This window comes from Janthinobacterium sp. SUN118, from assembly GCF_030397695.1.
Classification (GTDB): Bacteria; Pseudomonadota; Gammaproteobacteria; order Burkholderiales; family Burkholderiaceae_D; genus Janthinobacterium.
Genome location: NZ_JAPUBV010000001.1, coordinates 3,249,529 through 3,267,485, shown reverse-complemented (window position 1 = coordinate 3,267,485; position 17,957 = coordinate 3,249,529). Strand labels below are relative to the sequence as shown.

Below are 17,957 nucleotides of genomic sequence, written 5' to 3'. Positions count from 1 at the left end.
TGCATTGTCAGGCGTATTTATATTTATAAAGGTAATCAGATGGGCACTCGACTAGGAGATTTGGTCGAACGCTTCGGCGGGCAGTTGGCGGGCGAACCTGACCTGGAAGTCACGGGTATCGCGCCGCTGGCCGACGCCGGCGCTTCGCACATCAGCTTTCTCAGCAACAGCAAATTCCGCGCGCAGGCCGCCCAGAGCGGCGCTGCCGCGCTGATCCTCACGCCGGCCGACGATGCGCTGATCGGCGCCGAGTACGCCGGCGCGCGCATCGTCACCCCGAATCCCTATGTGTATTTCGCGCGCGCGGCGCAGTATTTCGCCGCCCAGCATGAAATCAAGGCGCCGGTGGGCATCCATCCGAGCGCCTTTGTCGACGCGGAAGCGCAGGTGAACGCCAGCGCATCCATCGGCGCGCACGCCGTGATCGAAGCGGGTGCCGTGGTGCACGCCGGCTGCGTCATCGGCCCTGGCTGCGTCGTGGGCCGCGACGCCGTCATCGGCGCCGGCACCCAGTTGTTCGCCAACGTGACCTTCCATGCGCGCTGCGTGATCGGCCAGCGCGGCATCATCCATTCGGGCGCCGTGATCGGCACCGACGGTTTCGGCTTCGCCAACGAAGGCGGCGTGTATATCAAGATTCCGCAGACGGGCAGGGTGGTGATCGGTGACGATGTCGATATCGGCGCCAATACCACCATTGACCGCGGCGCACTGGCCGACACCATCATCGAAGACGGCGTCAAGCTGGATAACCAGATCCAGATCGGCCACAACTGCCATATCGGCGCGCATACGGCCATGGCCGGCTGCGTCGGCGTGGCCGGCAGCGCCGTCATCGGCAAGTACTGCACCTTTGGCGGTGCCGCCATGGTGCTGGGCCATTTGACGATCGCCGACCGCGTCCACGTCGGCTCGGGCAGCATGGTGTCGCGCTCGATCGCGGAACCGGGCCAGTACACGGGTTTTTATCCGCTGGCCAAGAACGCCGACTGGGAAAAGAGCGCCGCCATCGTGCGCAACCTGTCAAGCATGCGCGAGAAAATCCGCGCGCTTGAAAAAACAATTAAAACACTGACCACGCAAGACGAAAAATGACTACTGAAAAAAAGACCCTCGACATCCTGGCCATCAAATCGCTGCTGCCGCACCGCTACCCGCTGCTGCTGGTCGACCGCGTGCTGGACTGGGAAGCGAACAAATCCATCACCGCCATCAAGAACGTGACGGTCAATGAAGAGTTCTTCCAGGGCCACTTCCCGCACAAGCCGGTCATGCCTGGCGTGCTGATGATCGAAGCGCTGGCGCAGACGGCGGCCTTGCTGTCGTTCCTGACGATGGGCGTCAAGCCCGATGAGAATTCGGTGGTGTACTTCGTCGGCATCGACAATGCGCGTTTCAAGCGTCCTGTCGAACCGGGCGACCAGCTGAAGATGGACGTCGAAATCCTGCGCGTTTCGCGCGGCATCTGGAAATACAAGGCGGTCGGCTCGGTCGACGGCAAGGTCGCGCTGGAAGCGGAACTGATGTGCACCATCCGCAGCGCGCAGGATGCGAGCCAGTCTGCGAGCCAGCCAGCGGGGCAGTAACATGGCGGCCATCCACTCCACGGCAGTGATCGATCCGAAGGCCGAGCTCGACAGCTCGGTCGAAGTGGGCCCGTATTCCATCATCGGTCCGCACGTGCGCATCGGCGCCGGCACCAAGGTCGGCCCGCATGTGGTGATCGACGGCCATACGACGATAGGCGCCGACAACCACCTGTTCCAGTTTTCCTCCATCGGCGCACAGCCGCAGGATAAAAAATGGGCGGGCGAGGCGACGCGCCTGGAAATCGGCGACCGCAACACCATCCGCGAGTTCTGCACCTTCAACACCGGCACCGTGCAGGGCGGCGGCGTCACGCGCCTGGGCAACGAGAACTGGATCTCGGCGTATGTGCACCTGGCGCACGATTGCCTGGTGGGCAATAACACCATCTTTTCGAACAATGCCCAGCTGGCGGGCCACGTGGAGATCGGCGACTGGGTCATCATGAGCGGCTTCGCCAATGTGCACCAGTTCTGCAAGATTGGCGCGCATGCCTTCGTCGGCATGAGTACCAGCCTGACGCAGGACGTGCCGCCGTTCGTGCTGCTGAGCGGCAATCCGGCGCAGGCCCATGGCGTGAACATCGAAGGCTTGAAACGCCGCGGCTTTACGCGCGAGCAGATCAACGGCGTGCGCACCGCGTACAAGCTGATCTACCGCTCCGGGCTGACCCTGGAAGAAGCCAAGGCGGCCCTGTTCGAAGAAGAAGTGGCCTCGCCCGAAGCGGCGCCGCACATACGCGCCATGCGCGAATTCCTTGGCGTCGCGTCGCGTGGCATCGTCCGCTGACCAGGCAGGCGGCCTCTCGGTCGCCATCGTCGCCGGCGAGGTGTCGGGCGACCTGCTGGCCAGCCGGCTGCTGTCCGGCCTCGTGCCGCAGCTGCCCGGCGCGCGCTTCCACGGCATCGGCGGCGAGCACATGGCCAGGCAGGGCTTTGTTTCCGACTGGCCGCTGGACAAGCTGACGGTGCGCGGCCTGTTCGAGATCATTCCCCGCTACCGCGAAATCAAGGGCATCCAGAACGCGCTGCGCGACCAGCTGCTGGCCGAGCGTCCCGCCGTCTTCATCGGCGCCGACTATCCCGGCTTTAACCTGGGACTGGAGCAGCAGTTGAAGGAAGGGGGCATCCCCACCGTGCATTACATCGGGCCGCAGATCTGGGCCTGGCGCGGCGGACGCATCAAGAAAATCATCAAGGCTGTTTCGCACATGCTGGTGATCTTCCCCTTCGAGGAAGAGATCTACCGCAAGGCGGGCGTGCCCGTCACCTATGTCGGCCATCCGCTGGCCGAGATGATCCCTTTGCAGCCGGACGAGGCGGCCGCGCGCCGCACCCTGGGCTTGCCCGAGGATGCGAACGTGGTGACCCTGATGCCGGGCAGCCGCATGGGCGAACTCAAATACAATACGGCGGCCTTTGTCGGCGCCTGCAAGCTGCTGCTGGCGCGCGACCGCTCGTTGCGCTTCGTCGCCCCCATGGCCGGCGAGAAGCAGCGCCAGTACTTCCTGCAATTGATTGCCGAAGCGGGCCTGCAGGACGTCGAGATTCTGCTCACCGATGGCGGCTCGCACACGGCCATCTGCGCCGCCGATGCGGTGCTGGTGGCGTCCGGCACGGCCTCGCTGGAAGTGGCGCTGTACAAGAAGCCCATGGTCATCGCCTACAGGATGATGCGGGCGTCGTGGGAAATCATGCGCCACATGGGCTACCAGCCGTGGATAGGCTTGCCGAACATCCTGGCGCGCGACTACCTGGTGCCCGAGCTGCTGCAGAATGCGGCCAGCCCTGAAGCATTGGCCGACGCCATGTGGCGGCAGCTGAGCGACGTGCCAGGGCGCTTGCGCCTGGTGCAGCGCTTCACGGACATGCATCACAGCCTGCTGCGCGACAGCGAGCAGGAAAGCGCCAACGCCGTCATGCAGGTCATCGCCAGTCATCGGAAATAAACCCAGAGCATCGCTTCAATTAAAGAATCAACGTGAAAAATATCTATCCCGGCCTGTTTGACGACTTGCCATTCTCGCTCGACGAAATCGTCTGCGGCGTCGACGAGGCAGGGCGCGGTCCTCTGGCCGGCCCCGTCTTCGCCGCCGCCGTGATCCTCGATCCGAACCAGCCCATCGACGGCTTGCGCGACTCGAAGAAACTCAGCGAAGCCAAGCGCGACTTGCTGGCGCCGCAGATCAGGGCCAAGGCCCTGGCCTGGGCCATTGCCGAAGCGTCGGAAGAGGAAATCGACCGCCTGAACATCCTGCAGGCGTCGATGCTGGCCATGCGCCGCGCCGTCGAGGCGCTGTCCACCGTGCCGACCCTGGCCCTGATCGACGGCAACCGCTGCCCCGTGATGCCGATACGCGGCATGGCGATCATCGGCGGCGACGACAAGGTCGATTCCATCTCTGCCGCCTCGATCCTGGCCAAGACGGCGCGCGACGCCGCCCTCGTGCATTTGCATGCGCAATACCCCGAGTATTGCTTCGACCAGCACAAGGGCTACGGCACCAAGCTGCACCTGGAACGCCTGCACCTGCACGGCGCCTCGCCCGTGCACCGCCGCTCGTTCGCGCCCGTGCGCAATGTGATCGATCTGTTTGGCGCGCAGGAGGTGGTGGCATGAAGACGATCACCTCGCGCGACAACGCGCAATACAAGGATTTGCTGAAGCTGGCGGGCAGTTCGCAGGCGCGGCGCAAGTCGGGCCGCACCCTGCTCGACGGCGTGCACCTGTGCCAGTCGTATCTGCAGCTGCGCGGCATGCCGGAACAGTGCATCGTCAGCGAGAGCGCCTTGCAGAACCCGGAAGTGGCGGACATCGTCGGCCAGCTGGAAAGCCAGCGCGCGCACGTGCTGGGCTTGCCCGACGCGCTGTACCACGCCGTCAGCCAGGTCGAGCACGGCGTGGGCGTGATGTTCCTCATCGAGACGCCGGAGCGGGCCGTCACGCAGCCCGTGTCCGTGTCGGCCGTGCTGCTCGATAACCTGCAAGACCCGGGCAATGTGGGCTCCATCCTGCGCAGCGCGGCCGCCGCCGGCATCACGCAGGTGTACTGCAGCGCCGGCACGGCGTTCTGCTGGTCGCCGAAGGTGCTGCGCGCGGCCATGGGCGCCCATTTCGTGCTCGACATCTTTGAAAACGTCGACCTGGCCGCGCTGGTGGCCGGCGCCAAGGTGGCCACGCTGGCCACCAGCGGCTATGCCACGCAGCGCCTGTACGACGTCGACCTGCGCCAGCCGGTGGCCTGGCTGTTCGGCCACGAAGGGCAGGGCGTCGCCGACGATCTGCTGTCGATGGCGACGCACCAGGTGGTGATTCCCCACCTGGGCCAGATCGAGTCGCTGAATGTGGCCGCCTGCGCCGCCGTCTGCTTCTTCGAGCAGGTGCGCCAGGGCCAGGCGTAGGCATCGCGCGCATGAATGCAAACGGGGCCGCCAGGGCCCCGTTTTTGCGTCGCGCGCCGTGAATTAATATTCGCGGCGGTTCGGCTTGATCTCCTGCAGGATCGTCGTGGAGATCTCTTCGATCGACTTGGTGGTCGACGACAGCCAGCGAATACCTTCGCGCTTCATCATTTTTTCCGCCTCGTTGACCTCGTAGCGGCAGTTTTCAATCGCCGCATACTTGCTTCCAGCCCGTCTTTCGTTGCGTATTTCCGACAAACGTTCGGGCGTAATGCTCAATCCGAAAATTTTATTCTTAAATTCCAGCAGGGCCGATGGCAGCTTTTCGCGCTCGAAATCGTCGGGAATCAGCGGATAATTGGCCGCCTTGATGCCATACTGCATCGCCAGATACAGGCTGGTCGGGGTCTTGCCCGAGCGCGAAACACCGACCAGAATGACATCGGCCGATGACAAATTCTTGTGCGACTGGCCATCGTCGTGCGCCAGCGAATAGTTGATCGCCTCGATGCGGTTCTTGTATTCCTCGCTGTCGACGATATTGTGCGAGCGGCCGATGGTATGCGTCGACATCACGCCCAGCTCCTGTTCCAGCGGCGCGACAAAGGTCTGGATCAGGTCCATGTGCATGCCGCTGGACTTGCGGATCACGGCCGACAGGTCATTTTTGACCAGCGTCGAGAAGATGATCGGGCGCTGGCCATCGGCGGCGAAGGCTTCGTTGATCTTGCGCGCTGCCTCGTAGGCCTTGTCCATGGTGTCGATGAAGGGCAGGCGGATCTGTCGGAAGCGCAGATCGAACTGCGTCAGCACCGAGTGACCGAACGTTTCGGCGGTGATGCCGGTGCCGTCGGAAACGAAGAAAACGGTACGTGCCGCTGAGGGCAGAGGGGGGCGTGGATCTTGTGTCATGGGTTTTCGGATCGAGATTGTGCGTCGTCAATTTGCGCCGCACAAGGTAAAATGGCTGCAACGGTATGATTGTGCTGCACGACGCCAAGAATAACAAGAAGACTGTCTGTGCGCCGCGCGTAAAGATTTCTATCATCAGTAAGGGTGTCATTATGACCAACGCAGTATCGCAGGAGAAAGACAAGGACGCGGTGTACGTCGCCTCGTTCGAGCATTTGCGCATGACGGATGTCGAATCCGTCGGCGGCAAGAACGCCTCCCTGGGCGAAATGATCAGCCAGCTTGCCGAGGCTGGCGTGCGCGTGCCCGGTGGCTTTGCCACCACGGCACAGGCATTCCGCGACTTCCTGTCGTATAGCGCCAATGGCGGCCTGCCGCTGGCCGAACGCATCGCCCAGCGCCTGGAAGGCCTGGACATCGACGACGTGCGCTCGCTGGCGCAAGCGGGCGCCGAGATCCGTCAATGGATCGTGGAAACCCCATTCCAGCCGCGCCTGGCTGCTGAAATCGACCAGTTCTATGCCAAGCTGGTGGCCGACTCCGACACGGAAATGTCGTTTGCCGTGCGTTCCTCCGCCACGGCGGAAGACTTGCCGGATGCGTCTTTTGCCGGACAGCAAGAAACCTTCCTGAACGTGGTCGGCATCGACAACGTGCTCGACGCGATGAAGCAGGTGTTCGCCTCGCTGTACAACGACCGCGCCATCTCTTACCGCGTGCACAAGGGCTTCACGCACGCTGAAGTGGCGCTGTCCGCTGGCGTGCAGCGCATGGTGCGCTCCGACCTGGGCGCGGCTGGCGTGATGTTTACCATCGACACCGAATCGGGCTTCAAGGACGTGGTGTTCGTCACTTCCAGCTATGGCCTGGGCGAAACCGTGGTGCAGGGCGCCGTCAACCCCGACGAATTCTACGTGCACAAGCCGATGCTGGAAAAGGGCAAGTCGCCCGTGATCCGCCGCAATATCGGTTCGAAGCTGCTGAAAATGGAATTCACGAACGAAGCCAAGGCTGGCCGTTCCGTGAAAACCGTCGACGTGCCCGTCGAAATGCGCAATCGCTACTCGCTGAACGACAGCGAAGTGGTGGAACTGGCGAAATACGCCGTCATCATCGAGAACCACTACGGCCGTCCGATGGACATCGAGTGGGGCAAGGATGGCCGCGACGGCAAGCTGTACATCCTGCAGGCGCGTCCTGAAACCGTCAAGTCGCAGCAAAAGGCGACCGACGTGCAGGAACGCTTCAAGCTGAAAAGCACCGGCACCGTGCTGACCTCCGGCCGCGCCATCGGCCAGAAGATCGGCGCCGGCCCCGTGCGCGTGATCCACGACCCGGCCGACATGGAACGCGTGCAGCCAGGCGACGTGCTCGTTGCCGACATGACGGACCCGAACTGGGAACCGGTCATGAAGCGCGCGTCGGCCATCGTCACCAACCGTGGCGGCCGTACTTGCCACGCAGCAATTATTGCGCGTGAGCTCGGCGTGCCGGCCGTGGTCGGCTGCGGCGACGCGACCGATGTGCTGAAGGATGGCACCTTCGTCACCGTCGTGTGCTCGGAAGGCGACGAAGGCAAGATCTACGATGGCTTGCTGGAAACGGAAGTGTCGGAAGTGTCGCGCGGCGAATTGCCCAAGCTGGACACCAAGATCATGCTCAACGTGGGCAATCCGCAGCTGGCGTTCGATTTCCAGTCCGTGCCGAATGCCGGCGTGGGCCTGGCGCGCCTGGAATTCATCATCAATAACAATATTGGTGTGCACCCGCGCGCGATTCTTGAATACCCGAACATCGACGCCGACCTGAAAAAGGCCGTGGAATCGGTGGCGCGCGGCCATGCCTCGCCAAAAGCGTTCTACATCGACAAGCTGGCCGAAGGCATCGCCACCATCGCCGCCGCCTTCTGGCCGAAAAAAGTCATCGTGCGCCTGTCCGACTTCAAGTCGAACGAGTACAAGAAGCTGATCGGCGGTTCGCGCTACGAGCCGGACGAAGAAAACCCGATGCTGGGCTTCCGCGGCGCGGCGCGCTACCTGTCGGCCGACTTCTCCGAAGCGTTCAACATGGAGTGCGAAGCGATGAAGCGCGTGCGCAATGACATGGGCCTGACGAACGTGGAAATCATGGTGCCATTCGTGCGTACCCTGGGCCAGGCCGAGAAAGTCATCGACCTGCTGGCGAAAAACGGCTTGAAGCGCGGCGAGAACGACTTGCGCGTGATCATGATGTGCGAAGTGCCGTCGAACGCCATCCTGGCCGACCAGTTCCTCGACCATTTCGATGGCTTCTCGATCGGCTCGAACGATTTGACCCAGCTGACCCTGGGCCTGGACCGCGATTCCGGCATGGAATTGCTGGCGGCCGATTTCGATGAGCGCGATCCTGCCGTGAAAGCCCTGCTGGCCTTGGCCATCAAGGCTTGCCTGGCACGCGGCAAGTACATCGGCATCTGCGGCCAGGGTCCTTCCGACCATCCGGACTTTGCCGTCTGGCTGATGGAGCAGGGCATCGAGTCGATGTCCCTGAATCCGGACTCGGTGATCGACACCTGGCAAAAGCTGGCCGCGCTGAAAGCGTAAGCCTCTTTTCTGCCGCATGAAAAACCCGCTGCCACGCACCTGGCAGCGGGTTTTTTTTATGCCCGTCATGTAAGGACGGGCGATCACCATGCCGCGCACGCCTGTATTCGATGAGCTTGCGCCAGATCAGCTAAAATGATTCCACCAATACATTGAAACGGGAGTTCTCATGGCAAGCAAGAAACCGACCAAAGCTGCAAAGATCGATATCGGCATTTCCGAAGCGGACCGCGCGAAGATCGCGGAGGGCCTGTCCGGCCTGCTGGCTGACAGCTATACCCTGTACTTGATGACCCACAACTTTCACTGGAACGTCAAGGGCCCGATGTTCAATACCTTGCACCTGATGTTCATGACGCAATACACGGAACAATGGGGCGCGCTGGACCTGATCGCCGAACGTATCCGCGCGCTCGGCTATCCGGCGCCCGGCACGTACAAGGAATTCGTCAAGCTCGCTTCGATCAAGGAAATCGATGGCGTGCCGCCGGCGCTGGACATGGTCAGCCACCTGGTGGCGGCACAGGAGGCGACCGCGCGCACGGCGCGCCGCTTGTTCCCGCTGCTGGAAAAGGCCAATGACCAGCCGACGGCCGACCTGATCACGCAACGCCTGGACCTGCATGAAAAGACGGCGTGGATGCTGCGCAGCCTGCTCGAAGAGTAAGCTGGCCGGCCATCCTGCCGGTCCTGCGCGCCTGATATGCGGCGGCAAACCGGCCACCGCCTATTGACGCCATCAGGAATTGCGTTAGACTGCCTGTATATAGGTGTATGGCAAGAATAAAATCAGGCAGTGCTGCGCATTAAACCCCGTCGCTTATATAGGCTGCGGGGTTTTTTATTTTGGGATTTGTATGGACGGAGGCATCATGGCTGAATGGGTGGGCTGGTTTGTGGCGGCTGGCGCGGTATTGATCCTGGAGCTATTCACAGGCACGTTTTATCTGCTGATGATCGCCATCGGCATCAGTGCCGGCGGATTGATGGCGCTGGCGGGCGCGAATGGCAGCTGGCAGGCCGTGACGGCCGCGCTTGTCGGCGTGGCTGCGACGCTGTTATTGCGGCGCAGCCGTTTTGGCAAGGCTGCGCGTCGAGACGTGGCGCAGGATCCGAATGTGAATATCGATATCGGCCAAAGCGTGGCGGTCACGCATTGGGTCGATGGCGCGGCGCGCGTCATGTATCGCGGTGCCTTGTGGGATGTGGAGTTGATACCCGGCAGCGATACGCAGGCCGGCCATTACACCATACGTGCCGTGCGCGGCAGCCGTTTGATCGTTGGATAACCTGGAGAGTAGATTATGGAAGTAAGCATCGGAAGCGTGACGCTGATCTTGTTATTGCTGGCATTGGTTTTTGTCTTCAAGACGGTGAATGTGGTGCCGCAGCAGCACGCCTGGGTCGTCGAGCGCCTGGGTAAATTCCATGCGGTATTGGGACCTGGCCTGAATATCGTCGTGCCTTTTGTCGACCGTATCGCCTACAAGCACGTGCTCAAGGAAATTCCGCTCGACGTGCCGCCGCAGGTTTGCATCACGCGCGACAATACGCAATTGCAGGTCGATGGTATTTTGTATTTCCAGATCACCGACGCCATGCGCGCTTCGTATGGCTCGTCGAACTATATTGCCGCCATCACGCAGTTGGCGCAAACGACCTTGCGTTCGGTGATCGGCAAAATGGAGCTCGACAAGACATTTGAGGAACGCGATCATATCAATACGGCCATCGTGAATGCCATCGATGAATCCGCGGCCAATTGGGGCGTGAAAGTATTGCGCTATGAAATCAAGGATTTGACGCCGCCAAAAGAGATCCTGCATGCGATGCAGGCGCAAATTACAGCCGAGCGTGAAAAGCGCGCGCTGATTGCCGCTTCGGAGGGACGCAAGCAGGAACAGATCAATATCGCCAGTGGCGAACGTGAGGCGGCGATTGCCCGATCTGAGGGCGAGAAGCAGGCTTCCATCAATCGCGCCGAAGGGCAGGCTACGGCCATCGTGGCGCTGGCGCAGGCGAGTGCGGAAGCATTGCGCCAGGTGGGCGCCGCCATTCGCGAACCGGGTGGCGAGGATGCCGTCAATTTGAAAGTTGCCGAACAGTATGTAGGCGCGTTTGCGCAATTGGCGAAAACGAATAACTCGATTATCGTACCGGCCAACCTGGGCGACATGAGTGGTTTGATCGCGACGGCGATGCAAGTGGTGAAGAGCCAGAAGCCGAAAAGCGGCGTGGCTATTCCCTGAGTATCGGAGCTGACTAGTTATTCAATAGTGTGTGATTTGGCAATACTGCCCGCTTAATAGCGGGCGGTTTGCATTTGGGGAGCGGGGCAGGGGAGCAATACCGCACGATACAGGCAGGCTGCATCCCGCTGCGTTTTTTTCTTCATGTTATGCTGGTGCACCTGAATAATATGTCAGGCGTGCAGCACATGTTTTTGTTTTCGATTACAGTGAGGCCCTTTGTCTATCTGCGGCATGCAAAATAAGACCGGTGCGTCGATAGATATTCAGTTTGCGCAGGTAATGCTGAATGATGGGGGATAGTATTGCCCCCATGTGCTTTTGGAATTGTCATTTATTATTACTATAAATTGCAATGGATCAAAAAGTGCTGCAAAATAAATGGCGTCGGTCGGCGCCGCGTTGAATCCTCCATGCTCGTTCCGGCAGATTCTCTGCCTGGAAACCGCACCGATTTGGCGTGTTCACCCTCGCACGGCCCTGTAAAGCTGGTTTTTTTGGTAAAAGAATCGTAAAAAACATTCAAATCTGAAGAAAAATCACCTCAGGCGCGTTACAATTGGATAGAATTTAACTGTTCAGTTATATTTTTCAACTCACACAAGGAAATATCATGGATCTGTCCAGCTTATCCCTGTCGGAACTGCGTACGCTGCAGGATGACATCAAGAAGCAAATGAAGAAACGCGAACAGGACGACCTGTCCAAGGCGCGCGAGCAAATTCTGGCAATCGCCCAGAGCGTCGGCGTTTCGGTAAAAGATCTGGTCGGCACGGGTATCCGCGCTAAAACCGGTACGGTTGCAGTGCGCTATCGCAATCCGGATGATGCAACGCAACAATGGACTGGCCGTGGCCGTCAACCGAAATGGGTCAAAGAGTGGACCGATTCGGGCAAGTCGCGCGATCTGCTGAAGGTGTAATACACCATTCATTCGGATGCTTGTCCTGTGTGGTAGTACAGGTGTAGTACAAAGCAGCATACAAGCATCCGGAACTTCCTTTATCTGCATTCCCCCGGCCAGCCTCGGTCAACCTGTATTCTCCGCTATTATCGAAGTGGTATTTTTGATACTGCCGATCTTATTTCCCGCCTTATCTCCCGCCTTATCCGTTGTGTCTTCCCGCTTGACCGTTATGCGCTGCGTTTATTTATCCGCCAGCCGTAGGCAATGGGCAAAATAAAACCCGGCATGATGCCGGGTTTTATTTGTTTCGCTGTGCACGCCGATACGGGGCGGGTATTAGCGGCGGTGCGATTTCATCGCGGCCTGGACTTCGCGCGCGCCATCGCGGTCGCGTTCTGCGGCCCGCTTGTCGTGCTGCTTCTTGCCTTTGGCGAGGCCGATTTCGCATTTCACGCGGCCGCCCTTGTAGTGCAGGTTGAGCGGCACGAGCGTATAGCCGGAGCGTTCGACCTTGCCGATCAGCTTATCCATTTCCGCGCGGTGCAGCAGCAGCTTGCGCGTGCGCACGGCTTCCGGGTGGATATGGGTGGAGGCGGTCGGCAAGGCGCTGATATGCGCGCCGAACAGGAATAGCTCGTCGCCGCGGACGACGACGTAGGCTTCCTTGATTTGTACGCGGGCGTCGCGGATGGCTTTGACTTCCCAGCCTTCCAGCACGATGCCCGCTTCGTAGCGATCCTCGATAAAGTAGTCGTGGAAGGCTTTTCTGTTGTCTGCTATGGTCATGAGATGGTAAATGTGCGCGGGTCGGTTAAACTACTGTCTCGCGCAAGCGCGATAAAATCAAATGTATCCAACATCATAGCAAATGGTTCTTCAATGGCAGTAGTACATAAATCAGTTTTTCTCGGCTACAGCGCCGAACAGATGTTCGCACTGGTGGCGGCGGTGGAGGATTATCCCAAATTTCTGCCATGGTGCGGTGCGGTCGAGATTCGCGAGCGGGGCGAGAACACGGTCGTCGCCAGCGTGGGCATACATTACCACGGCGTGCGCCAAAGCTTCACCACGTCCAACGAGAACGTGCCGCCTACCTCCATCAAGATGAAGCTGGTGGACGGCCCTTTCAAGACCCTCGACGGCGTGTGGACCTTCAAGGCCCTGCGCGAAGATGCCTGCAAGATTGAACTGGACCTGCATTACGAGTTTTCCAGCCGTGTGCTGGAACAGATCATCGGTCCTGTCTTCGGCATGATTGCCAACAGCATGGTCGATTCCTTCTGCAAGCGCGCGGAGACCGTGTATGGCTGAGGCCGCCATTCAGGTGCAAGTGTGCCATGCCTTGCCGGAGCGCAGCTTCCTGCGCTCCCTGCGCGTGCCTGCCGGCACTACCATCGAGCAGGCGGTGGCGTTGAGCGGCTTGCTGCAGGACGTGCCCGGCCTCGACCTGGCCATCAATATGGTCGGCATCTATGGCAAGAAGAAGCCACTCGATACCGTCTTGCGCGAGCATGACCGGGTCGAGGTGTACCGGCCATTGCAAGCCGATCCGAAAGAGGCGCGCCGGCGCCGCGCGGGGAACAAGCCAGCCAAGGCCTGAGCGGGGCAGGGGGCGGCGGCAGCCCCGCAGGCCTTGCCTGGCGCGACATTTTTTTGCTATTTCCAAATATCTTTTCTATGCTGCAAGGACGGAGGGCGCTTTTTTCTGTATAAGTTGCTTTCATCCGTCACAAGCAAGCATCCATGCGGGTTCCAGCCATTCCGCAATAAGCATGGGCGAAACGTGGGCGAAAATTCTAAGCTGCCCCTGCCTTTGGCCCATCAGTCATTTTGCAATACTGATCAGGCAACACGCCACCCTCCTGCTCAACCCAGCGGCCATACGTTCGGGTGATCATGGTCGTATCGGTATGCCCCATTTGCTTTGCCACGTACATTGCGTTGGCGCCCGTCGATAACAGCGTCGACGCGAATGTGTGCCTCGTTTGATACGGATTTCGGTAGCGGACCTGGGCCTTCTTGATCATTGCCGCCCAGAAGAGGCTCAGGCGCTGTGTGTTGTCCCAGCCCTGGCCAGTAGCCGGATCAAAGAACACCAGGCCGCCAGCGAGGAAGCTATGTTGTTTCTGCGCAACCAGCGCCTCGACGGCACCACGCCGCAGGTCGACCAAGCGCCGGCCGGCGCGCGTCTTTAACTCCTCTCGGGATTCGCCCATCACGCGCGAACGCTCCACTTTCGCTTTGAACCCTGCCCAGTCGATCGATTCCCAGCGAAGCGCGATGTACTCGCTCGGGCGCATGCCCGTGTAGAAGGCAAACTGAAAGACGTTCCTGGCCTGGCCCTGGGCCGCCGCGAGGATGGCCGCAATCTCCTGGGCGGAAAACGGATCCACCTCGTATTCCGCCTTATACGCGTCGCGGTCTAATGTTTTTTGCAATTTCACCCGGTCCAGCGGATTGCTGTCGATCAAATCGTCGTTTATCGCAAGCTCCAGCGCGCCGCGCAGAGGGATGAGAATTTGACGGACCGAGGTGGCCTTCAGCGAAAGATCGACAATCCAGGTGCGCAGCGCAGCCGGCGTAAGTTCGGTGAGCAGGGTGTCGCCCCATTGCTCCAACAGAATTTTGTTGAGCACGCGCTTGTAGCTCTTCAACGTGCTGGGCGCGAGAATGCGCTCATAAATGTCGAACTGCTGTTTAAGCAGCTCGCCAACGGTTACATCCTTGCCCCGAGGTTGCAAGCCGAACTTCTTCAACTGCGTCGAATCAGGGAAGTACTTGGCATAGCTGAAATTTCCCAGCGCAATGGCGTTCAGGATCTCGCCGCGCAGCCGCTCGGCGTATTTGATGTTTGCCTTGCTGTGCGCGAGCTTCAGCGTTTCCCTGCACTCGGTGCCCCGATACATGAATTTTATGCGGATCGATTCGCTTTGGACGCCCGACCGGAGTTCGACGCCTGGCGGGCTGGACTTGCTTGTTCCCATTTTGCTACCCATTCTTCTACTGCCGGCAGGTTGATCCACAGCCGGCCATCCACAATTTTGCATTGATTGCCATCGAGCCATTTGCCAGCCTTGCGGCGGGCCTGCACGGAATCGACGGAATCGCCTGATATTTCGACGTAGCGCTCCAGCTTTACCCAAGTAAGGGGCTGGTGGGCACGCTCGATTGCGGCAACCATCCTGGCCACCACTTCGTGCTCGCTCATGTTCATGGCGCACTCCCGGCTAAGAGATTAATCATTTTTCATGCTCCAAAAAGGTTATCTCGCTTGGTTGGCGCGGTGTCGCGTCGCCCATCAGGTAAATCACGGAAGACACGCCGCCACCCAGCACCTGGGCGCTCATGCCGCGCAAGTGGTGTTGCTTGCCGTCGACCAGCACGGGCTGGCAGGTGTGGATCGCGCGCAGCACGGCGCGGTCCAGCTTGTAGGCGGCCTCGGCCGGGGTCTCCGGCACAGGCGCTGGGCTGCGGCTGCTCATGGCGCCCCCCGCTTGAACTCGATCACCCACACCCATGGATTCAATGCCCAGCTGCCGGTGCCGTTGATGGATTCCCACAGCGACGCGAATGCCTCTACAGCAGAAGCTCCGACTGGTGACATATGCCGGCCGTTGGCGCCATCAATGAAATGGCAGCCAGACCGGTCGATGGCCACGCCTTCGGCGAGAGCATCGGCCTCGCTGCAGTCGGTCAGTTGCTCGACACGCACCGACACGATCTCCAGCAGGATCCGGCTGGCCGCGCGCGGCATAAAGATGGCTGGCCGCATGTACCAGCCGGGCAGGGCGCCGCCACGGCCTTCTGCCATAGGCAGGTCAGGATCGTCTGCCGCAAACTGGTAGACGCGGTCGCACCCCACTGTCATGTCCACGAAGTGCCGTTCGTCGCGCGCCTTCTTGGCGCTGGACCGGGTTTCCCAGCGGCCGTAGGCAAAGAACGTCTCGCGCACCCGCAGGCGGTCACCATGCGCACCGTAGGGGCAGGCATCGCCGGCCATGCCGTGAGCGCCAGGCGCGCGCGTATCCGAAACGCTCACCATCGACTGGAACGCGTTGCAAGGCCACTGGTAATCACCTGGGCGATGCGGCACTGGTTCTGGCTGCGGCTTCATGATCCGCCGCGTCTGGATCTTGCTGCCGTCGAGCAAGGCGCGCACCATGGCGCTGTTCATGAGGATAGGGCGCTCTTTCACGTTGCACCGCCTTTCAGGAAGTCGTGTATCCGGATGGCCAGCGGATTGACTGCAGGCTTCTCGCCTGAGGCATGAACTGCCTTGATGTGGTCATCGTGCGGTTTCACTACTTCGCTCAGCAGCGCTCGTGCCACGGCCAGCTTGTTTTCCAAGTCTTTCGCATAAGCATTCATGCCGGCTGCCGTCCAGCCGCCGCCAAGCGCATCGTCATGCAAGCCGTCGAGTGCATTCCAGCAGGCGACCATGCGCCGGGCGTTGGCCTCGCGCATACCGGGCGCGTTCTTGAAGTCGATGGCCACTGCAATAGCGTGATTTTCAAATTGGCCGGTACCGCCGATAACGGTTTCGGGTACGCCATCGTTGTCGAGGGGCGTTTCTCCGACCATCAGCATGCCAGGGGTGCGCGCGCTCATGCTGCCGCTCCTGGCGCAGCCAGCACCGTGCGATTGCCGTTCGATGCGATGCCGCTCACCACACCCAGCGCCTCCATGGCTTCCAGGAGGTTGCCTGCCCGGTTGAAGCCGACACGTAAGTGGCGCTGCACCAGCGATACCGATGCGCGGCGCTGCGTGCGCACGACCTCGACGGCTTGGCTATACAGCGGATCGCTCGCGCTGCCGTCGCTTGGCGGCACGGTGCCGGGCGTCTGGCCGCTCAACTCCAGCACAACGCGCTGCTCACGCACAGGCTCATGGCCCGCTGCAGGACGCGCCATCGCAGCACCTACAGCCGCCAGACCCACAACAGCCTCGCCGCCCAGCGACTCGACCAGGTCGGCTAGTAGCTTCGCCAGCTCGCCCGTCATCAGCGCGAAGTCGCTGTCGAAGCGCTCGTCGTCATTGCGCGTGGCGCTTTCCTTGATAATTTCCAGTGGTTTGACGGACTTGATGGCCAGCGACTCGTCCAGCACGAAGCTGATCTTGTCGCTCCAGGTCATGGCCAGGCGCGTGCACTGCTTGCCGGCGGCGATGTGGCGGCGGATATCGTCCGCTTCGAGGGTGTGGCGCTTATACGCTACCTGGGCCTTGCTTTCGCCCGTGGCGCGCATGATCGCATCCTGATCGACCGTGAAGCCGGCCGGGGATTCGTCCGCTTGCAGCCATTCCGTCATCGCGCCGACTGGCGAGCGCATAACGCGCAGGCTTTCCAGCGGCAGCATGTCGACGGATTTCAACAGCAGCTTGACCACCTCATCGGCCTTGCTCGGACTGGCCGCATCTACCACCAGCCAGCCGTTGACCGGATCGATCCACACGGCCGTGGTGCTGAGAATGGCGAAGGCGCGCGGCCGCAGCTCGTCGGTGACGCGCTCCTTGAGTTCCTTCATGGCCTTCTTGCCGGGCGCGAAGCCCTGGGCCTCTTCCATTTCCAGCGCACGGGCGGCGGCCACCTGGTTGACTACGGTCGACGGCAGCAGCTTCTTCTCGGTTTTCAGCTGCAGCAGGAACTGGCCGCTGACGGTGTGCACCAGGGGCGCGCCGGCGCCGCGCGGTGCAGCCCAGCCCTGGCGCTGCAGCTCGGCGCTCGTGGCGGGCGTGAAGGCCTGGCGCTCGAGCATACTGTTCAGCTCCAGGGCGCTCATGGGCCAATTCACGGGCAGACGGTAAATTTGCAGGTTCTTGAAAAACATCTGATACCTTTCAGCGGTCAAACCGCAGTAGCTGCTCAACGACTGCTTCCAGGTCGTCGCGTGTGTATTTGGTTAAAATCCGGGACAGGATCACGTCGATGGTCGCGCTGTACAGGGCCTCGAACTCAATCTCGTCCATCTGCGAAAACGAAATGCTTTTCGCCTCCAGACGTACCTCGCCCTTGAGGTTCACTGTCGATTCGAAGAAACCGGCCAGAATCGCTATGTCTTTCCGGAAGCGTTCCTTGTTCTTCGCCACGGGCTGGCCCTTGTAAGTCAGGCCGCCGCGCGGCTCCCACTGATTAAAGGCGAAAGTCACAAGGGCGAAGTATTTCTTGTGAAACTGGTAATTCCTCACCTTCTTGAAGTCGGCATGCATCAATGCGCCGGCCTTCATCTTCTGGATGAAATCGGCCGCGACCTCGTCGTGTGGCACGAGTATGTTGGCCATTTTCATGAGCACGATTTCTGTCAAGGCGGTGCTCCCGCGCGGC

At 60.6% G+C, this 17,957-nt stretch carries 22 protein-coding genes and 1 pseudogene; 13 read left to right on the top strand and 10 right to left on the bottom strand.

The window, feature by feature from the left end; genetic code table 11:
* Positions 1-39: 39 nt before the first annotated feature.
* Genes lpxD through O0880_RS14720 form a run of 6 tightly spaced genes read left to right on the top strand, consistent with a single transcriptional unit; the run spans position 40 to position 4,988 of the window.
* A complete protein-coding gene (gene lpxD / locus O0880_RS14745) occupies positions 40-1,095 on the top strand; it encodes a UDP-3-O-(3-hydroxymyristoyl)glucosamine N-acyltransferase (RefSeq protein WP_071324019.1) in 1,056 nt (351 codons plus the stop codon).
* A complete protein-coding gene (fabZ, locus tag O0880_RS14740; protein ID WP_071324018.1) occupies positions 1,092-1,586 on the top strand; it encodes a 3-hydroxyacyl-ACP dehydratase FabZ in 495 nt (164 codons plus the stop codon). Before lpxD ends, fabZ begins: the two co-directional genes overlap by 4 nt.
* A gap of 1 nt (position 1,587) precedes the next feature.
* A complete protein-coding gene (gene lpxA, locus O0880_RS14735; RefSeq protein WP_289887140.1) occupies positions 1,588-2,376 on the top strand; it encodes an acyl-ACP--UDP-N-acetylglucosamine O-acyltransferase in 789 nt (262 codons plus the stop codon).
* Positions 2,360-3,535, top strand: a complete 1,176-nt coding sequence (gene lpxB, locus O0880_RS14730) for a lipid-A-disaccharide synthase (RefSeq protein WP_289887139.1) — start codon at positions 2,360-2,362, stop codon at positions 3,533-3,535. The genes lpxA and lpxB overlap by 17 nt, the downstream gene beginning before the upstream one ends.
* 32 nt (positions 3,536-3,567) lie before the next feature.
* Complete coding sequence (gene rnhB, locus O0880_RS14725) at positions 3,568-4,206, top strand: ribonuclease HII (protein ID WP_071324015.1); 639 nt, start codon at positions 3,568-3,570, stop codon at positions 4,204-4,206.
* Complete coding sequence (locus O0880_RS14720; RefSeq protein ID WP_289887138.1) at positions 4,203-4,988, top strand: RNA methyltransferase; 786 nt, start codon at positions 4,203-4,205, stop codon at positions 4,986-4,988. The genes rnhB and O0880_RS14720 overlap by 4 nt, the downstream gene beginning before the upstream one ends.
* A 63-nt stretch (positions 4,989-5,051) precedes the next feature.
* Here the strand turns inward: O0880_RS14720 and O0880_RS14715 are convergent, their stop codons facing one another.
* The gene (locus tag O0880_RS14715) at positions 5,052-5,900 is read right to left on the bottom strand and encodes a pyruvate, water dikinase regulatory protein (protein ID WP_152255341.1); all 849 of its coding nucleotides are present in this window, start codon (positions 5,898-5,900) and stop codon (positions 5,052-5,054) included.
* A gap of 152 nt (positions 5,901-6,052) precedes the next feature.
* Here O0880_RS14715 and ppsA point away from each other — a divergent pair, with 152 nt between their 5' ends.
* The 5 genes from ppsA (at position 6,053) to O0880_RS14690 (ending at position 11,653) form a co-directional block, all read left to right on the top strand.
* Positions 6,053-8,482, top strand: a complete 2,430-nt coding sequence (ppsA, locus tag O0880_RS14710; protein ID WP_071326512.1) for a phosphoenolpyruvate synthase — start codon at positions 6,053-6,055, stop codon at positions 8,480-8,482.
* A 169-nt stretch (positions 8,483-8,651) separates the two neighbouring features.
* The gene (locus tag O0880_RS14705; protein ID WP_071324012.1) at positions 8,652-9,149 is read left to right on the top strand and encodes a Dps family protein; all 498 of its coding nucleotides are present in this window, start codon (positions 8,652-8,654) and stop codon (positions 9,147-9,149) included.
* A gap of 205 nt (positions 9,150-9,354) precedes the next feature.
* Positions 9,355-9,771 carry an NfeD family protein gene (locus O0880_RS14700; RefSeq protein ID WP_289887361.1) on the top strand — a complete coding sequence of 139 codons (417 nt, stop codon included), beginning with the start codon at positions 9,355-9,357 and terminating at the stop codon, positions 9,769-9,771.
* 15 nt (positions 9,772-9,786) lie between these two features.
* Complete coding sequence (locus tag O0880_RS14695) at positions 9,787-10,731, top strand: stomatin-like protein (protein WP_071324010.1); 945 nt, start codon at positions 9,787-9,789, stop codon at positions 10,729-10,731.
* Between the two features lie 613 nt (positions 10,732-11,344).
* On the top strand, positions 11,345-11,653 hold the full coding sequence (locus O0880_RS14690; protein WP_010397665.1) for an H-NS histone family protein: 309 nt from the start codon (positions 11,345-11,347) through the stop codon (positions 11,651-11,653).
* Positions 11,654-11,974: 321 nt separating this feature from the next.
* Here O0880_RS14690 and smpB read toward each other — a convergent pair whose 3' ends face one another.
* Positions 11,975-12,424 (bottom strand): SsrA-binding protein SmpB, encoded by a 450-nt coding sequence (smpB, locus tag O0880_RS14685; RefSeq protein ID WP_034784131.1) that lies wholly within the window; start codon positions 12,422-12,424, stop codon positions 11,975-11,977.
* A gap of 93 nt (positions 12,425-12,517) precedes the next feature.
* Here smpB and O0880_RS14680 point away from each other — a divergent pair, with 93 nt between their 5' ends.
* Positions 12,518-12,949, top strand: a complete 432-nt coding sequence (locus tag O0880_RS14680) for a type II toxin-antitoxin system RatA family toxin (protein ID WP_035818194.1) — start codon at positions 12,518-12,520, stop codon at positions 12,947-12,949.
* A complete protein-coding gene (locus O0880_RS14675; protein ID WP_289887134.1) occupies positions 12,942-13,238 on the top strand; it encodes an RnfH family protein in 297 nt (98 codons plus the stop codon). The genes O0880_RS14680 and O0880_RS14675 overlap by 8 nt, the downstream gene beginning before the upstream one ends.
* A gap of 196 nt (positions 13,239-13,434) precedes the next feature.
* Here the strand turns inward: O0880_RS14675 and O0880_RS14670 are convergent, their stop codons facing one another.
* The 8 genes and pseudogenes from O0880_RS14670 to O0880_RS14635 all read right to left on the bottom strand — a co-directional run bounded on the left by O0880_RS14670 (position 13,435) and on the right by O0880_RS14635 (position 17,938).
* On the bottom strand, positions 13,435-14,544 hold the full coding sequence (locus O0880_RS14670; RefSeq protein WP_289887133.1) for a DUF3596 domain-containing protein: 1,110 nt from the start codon (positions 14,542-14,544) through the stop codon (positions 13,435-13,437).
* Positions 14,545-14,549: 5 nt separating this feature from the next.
* Positions 14,550-14,852, bottom strand: a complete 303-nt coding sequence (locus O0880_RS14665) for a hypothetical protein (protein ID WP_289887132.1) — start codon at positions 14,850-14,852, stop codon at positions 14,550-14,552.
* A gap of 25 nt (positions 14,853-14,877) precedes the next feature.
* The gene (locus O0880_RS14660) at positions 14,878-15,120 is read right to left on the bottom strand and encodes a hypothetical protein (RefSeq protein ID WP_289887129.1); all 243 of its coding nucleotides are present in this window, start codon (positions 15,118-15,120) and stop codon (positions 14,878-14,880) included.
* Positions 15,117-15,833 carry a hypothetical protein gene (locus O0880_RS14655; protein ID WP_289887128.1) on the bottom strand — a complete coding sequence of 239 codons (717 nt, stop codon included), beginning with the start codon at positions 15,831-15,833 and terminating at the stop codon, positions 15,117-15,119. Before O0880_RS14655 ends, O0880_RS14660 begins: the two co-directional genes overlap by 4 nt.
* A complete protein-coding gene (locus O0880_RS14650) occupies positions 15,830-16,246 on the bottom strand; it encodes a hypothetical protein (RefSeq protein ID WP_289887127.1) in 417 nt (138 codons plus the stop codon). Before O0880_RS14650 ends, O0880_RS14655 begins: the two co-directional genes overlap by 4 nt.
* Positions 16,243-16,548 carry a DNA translocase FtsK gene (locus O0880_RS14645; protein ID WP_289887360.1) on the bottom strand — a complete coding sequence of 102 codons (306 nt, stop codon included), beginning with the start codon at positions 16,546-16,548 and terminating at the stop codon, positions 16,243-16,245. The genes O0880_RS14650 and O0880_RS14645 overlap by 4 nt, the downstream gene beginning before the upstream one ends.
* 24 nt (positions 16,549-16,572) lie before the next feature.
* Positions 16,573-17,463, bottom strand: a pseudogene (locus tag O0880_RS14640) (recombination-associated protein RdgC); the annotation flags it as partial.
* A gap of 10 nt (positions 17,464-17,473) precedes the next feature.
* Entirely contained in the window at positions 17,474-17,938 is a 465-nt protein-coding gene (locus tag O0880_RS14635; protein ID WP_289887126.1) for a DUF1367 family protein, read from the bottom strand.
* Positions 17,939-17,957: the final 19 nt, after the last annotated feature.

What these genes read in the sequence shown, in the direction of transcription:
- O0880_RS14695 (WP_071324010.1), top strand. Translation starts at nt 9,787, where the DNA reads ATGGAAGTAAGCATCGGAAGCGTGACGCTGATCTTGTTATTGCTGGCA.
- O0880_RS14660 (WP_289887129.1), bottom strand. Translation starts at nt 15,120, where the DNA reads ATGAGCAGCCGCAGCCCAGCGCCTGTGCCGGAGACCCCGGCCGAGGCC.
- O0880_RS14720 (WP_289887138.1), top strand. Translation starts at nt 4,203, where the DNA reads ATGAAGACGATCACCTCGCGCGACAACGCGCAATACAAGGATTTGCTG.
- smpB (WP_034784131.1), bottom strand. Translation starts at nt 12,424, where the DNA reads ATGACCATAGCAGACAACAGAAAAGCCTTCCACGACTACTTTATCGAG.
- O0880_RS14700 (WP_289887361.1), top strand. Translation starts at nt 9,355, where the DNA reads ATGGCTGAATGGGTGGGCTGGTTTGTGGCGGCTGGCGCGGTATTGATC.
- O0880_RS14665 (WP_289887132.1), bottom strand. Translation starts at nt 14,852, where the DNA reads ATGAACATGAGCGAGCACGAAGTGGTGGCCAGGATGGTTGCCGCAATC.
- O0880_RS14715 (WP_152255341.1), bottom strand. Translation starts at nt 5,900, where the DNA reads ATGACACAAGATCCACGCCCCCCTCTGCCCTCAGCGGCACGTACCGTT.
- O0880_RS14670 (WP_289887133.1), bottom strand. Translation starts at nt 14,544, where the DNA reads ATGTATCGGGGCACCGAGTGCAGGGAAACGCTGAAGCTCGCGCACAGC.
- lpxA (WP_289887140.1), top strand. Translation starts at nt 1,588, where the DNA reads ATGGCGGCCATCCACTCCACGGCAGTGATCGATCCGAAGGCCGAGCTC.
- fabZ (WP_071324018.1), top strand. Translation starts at nt 1,092, where the DNA reads ATGACTACTGAAAAAAAGACCCTCGACATCCTGGCCATCAAATCGCTG.
- lpxD (WP_071324019.1), top strand. Translation starts at nt 40, where the DNA reads ATGGGCACTCGACTAGGAGATTTGGTCGAACGCTTCGGCGGGCAGTTG.
- ppsA (WP_071326512.1), top strand. Translation starts at nt 6,053, where the DNA reads ATGACCAACGCAGTATCGCAGGAGAAAGACAAGGACGCGGTGTACGTC.
- O0880_RS14690 (WP_010397665.1), top strand. Translation starts at nt 11,345, where the DNA reads ATGGATCTGTCCAGCTTATCCCTGTCGGAACTGCGTACGCTGCAGGAT.
- O0880_RS14650 (WP_289887127.1), bottom strand. Translation starts at nt 16,246, where the DNA reads ATGAGCGCGCGCACCCCTGGCATGCTGATGGTCGGAGAAACGCCCCTC.
- O0880_RS14680 (WP_035818194.1), top strand. Translation starts at nt 12,518, where the DNA reads ATGGCAGTAGTACATAAATCAGTTTTTCTCGGCTACAGCGCCGAACAG.
- O0880_RS14675 (WP_289887134.1), top strand. Translation starts at nt 12,942, where the DNA reads ATGGCTGAGGCCGCCATTCAGGTGCAAGTGTGCCATGCCTTGCCGGAG.
- O0880_RS14705 (WP_071324012.1), top strand. Translation starts at nt 8,652, where the DNA reads ATGGCAAGCAAGAAACCGACCAAAGCTGCAAAGATCGATATCGGCATT.
- O0880_RS14645 (WP_289887360.1), bottom strand. Translation starts at nt 16,548, where the DNA reads ATGGCGCGTCCTGCAGCGGGCCATGAGCCTGTGCGTGAGCAGCGCGTT.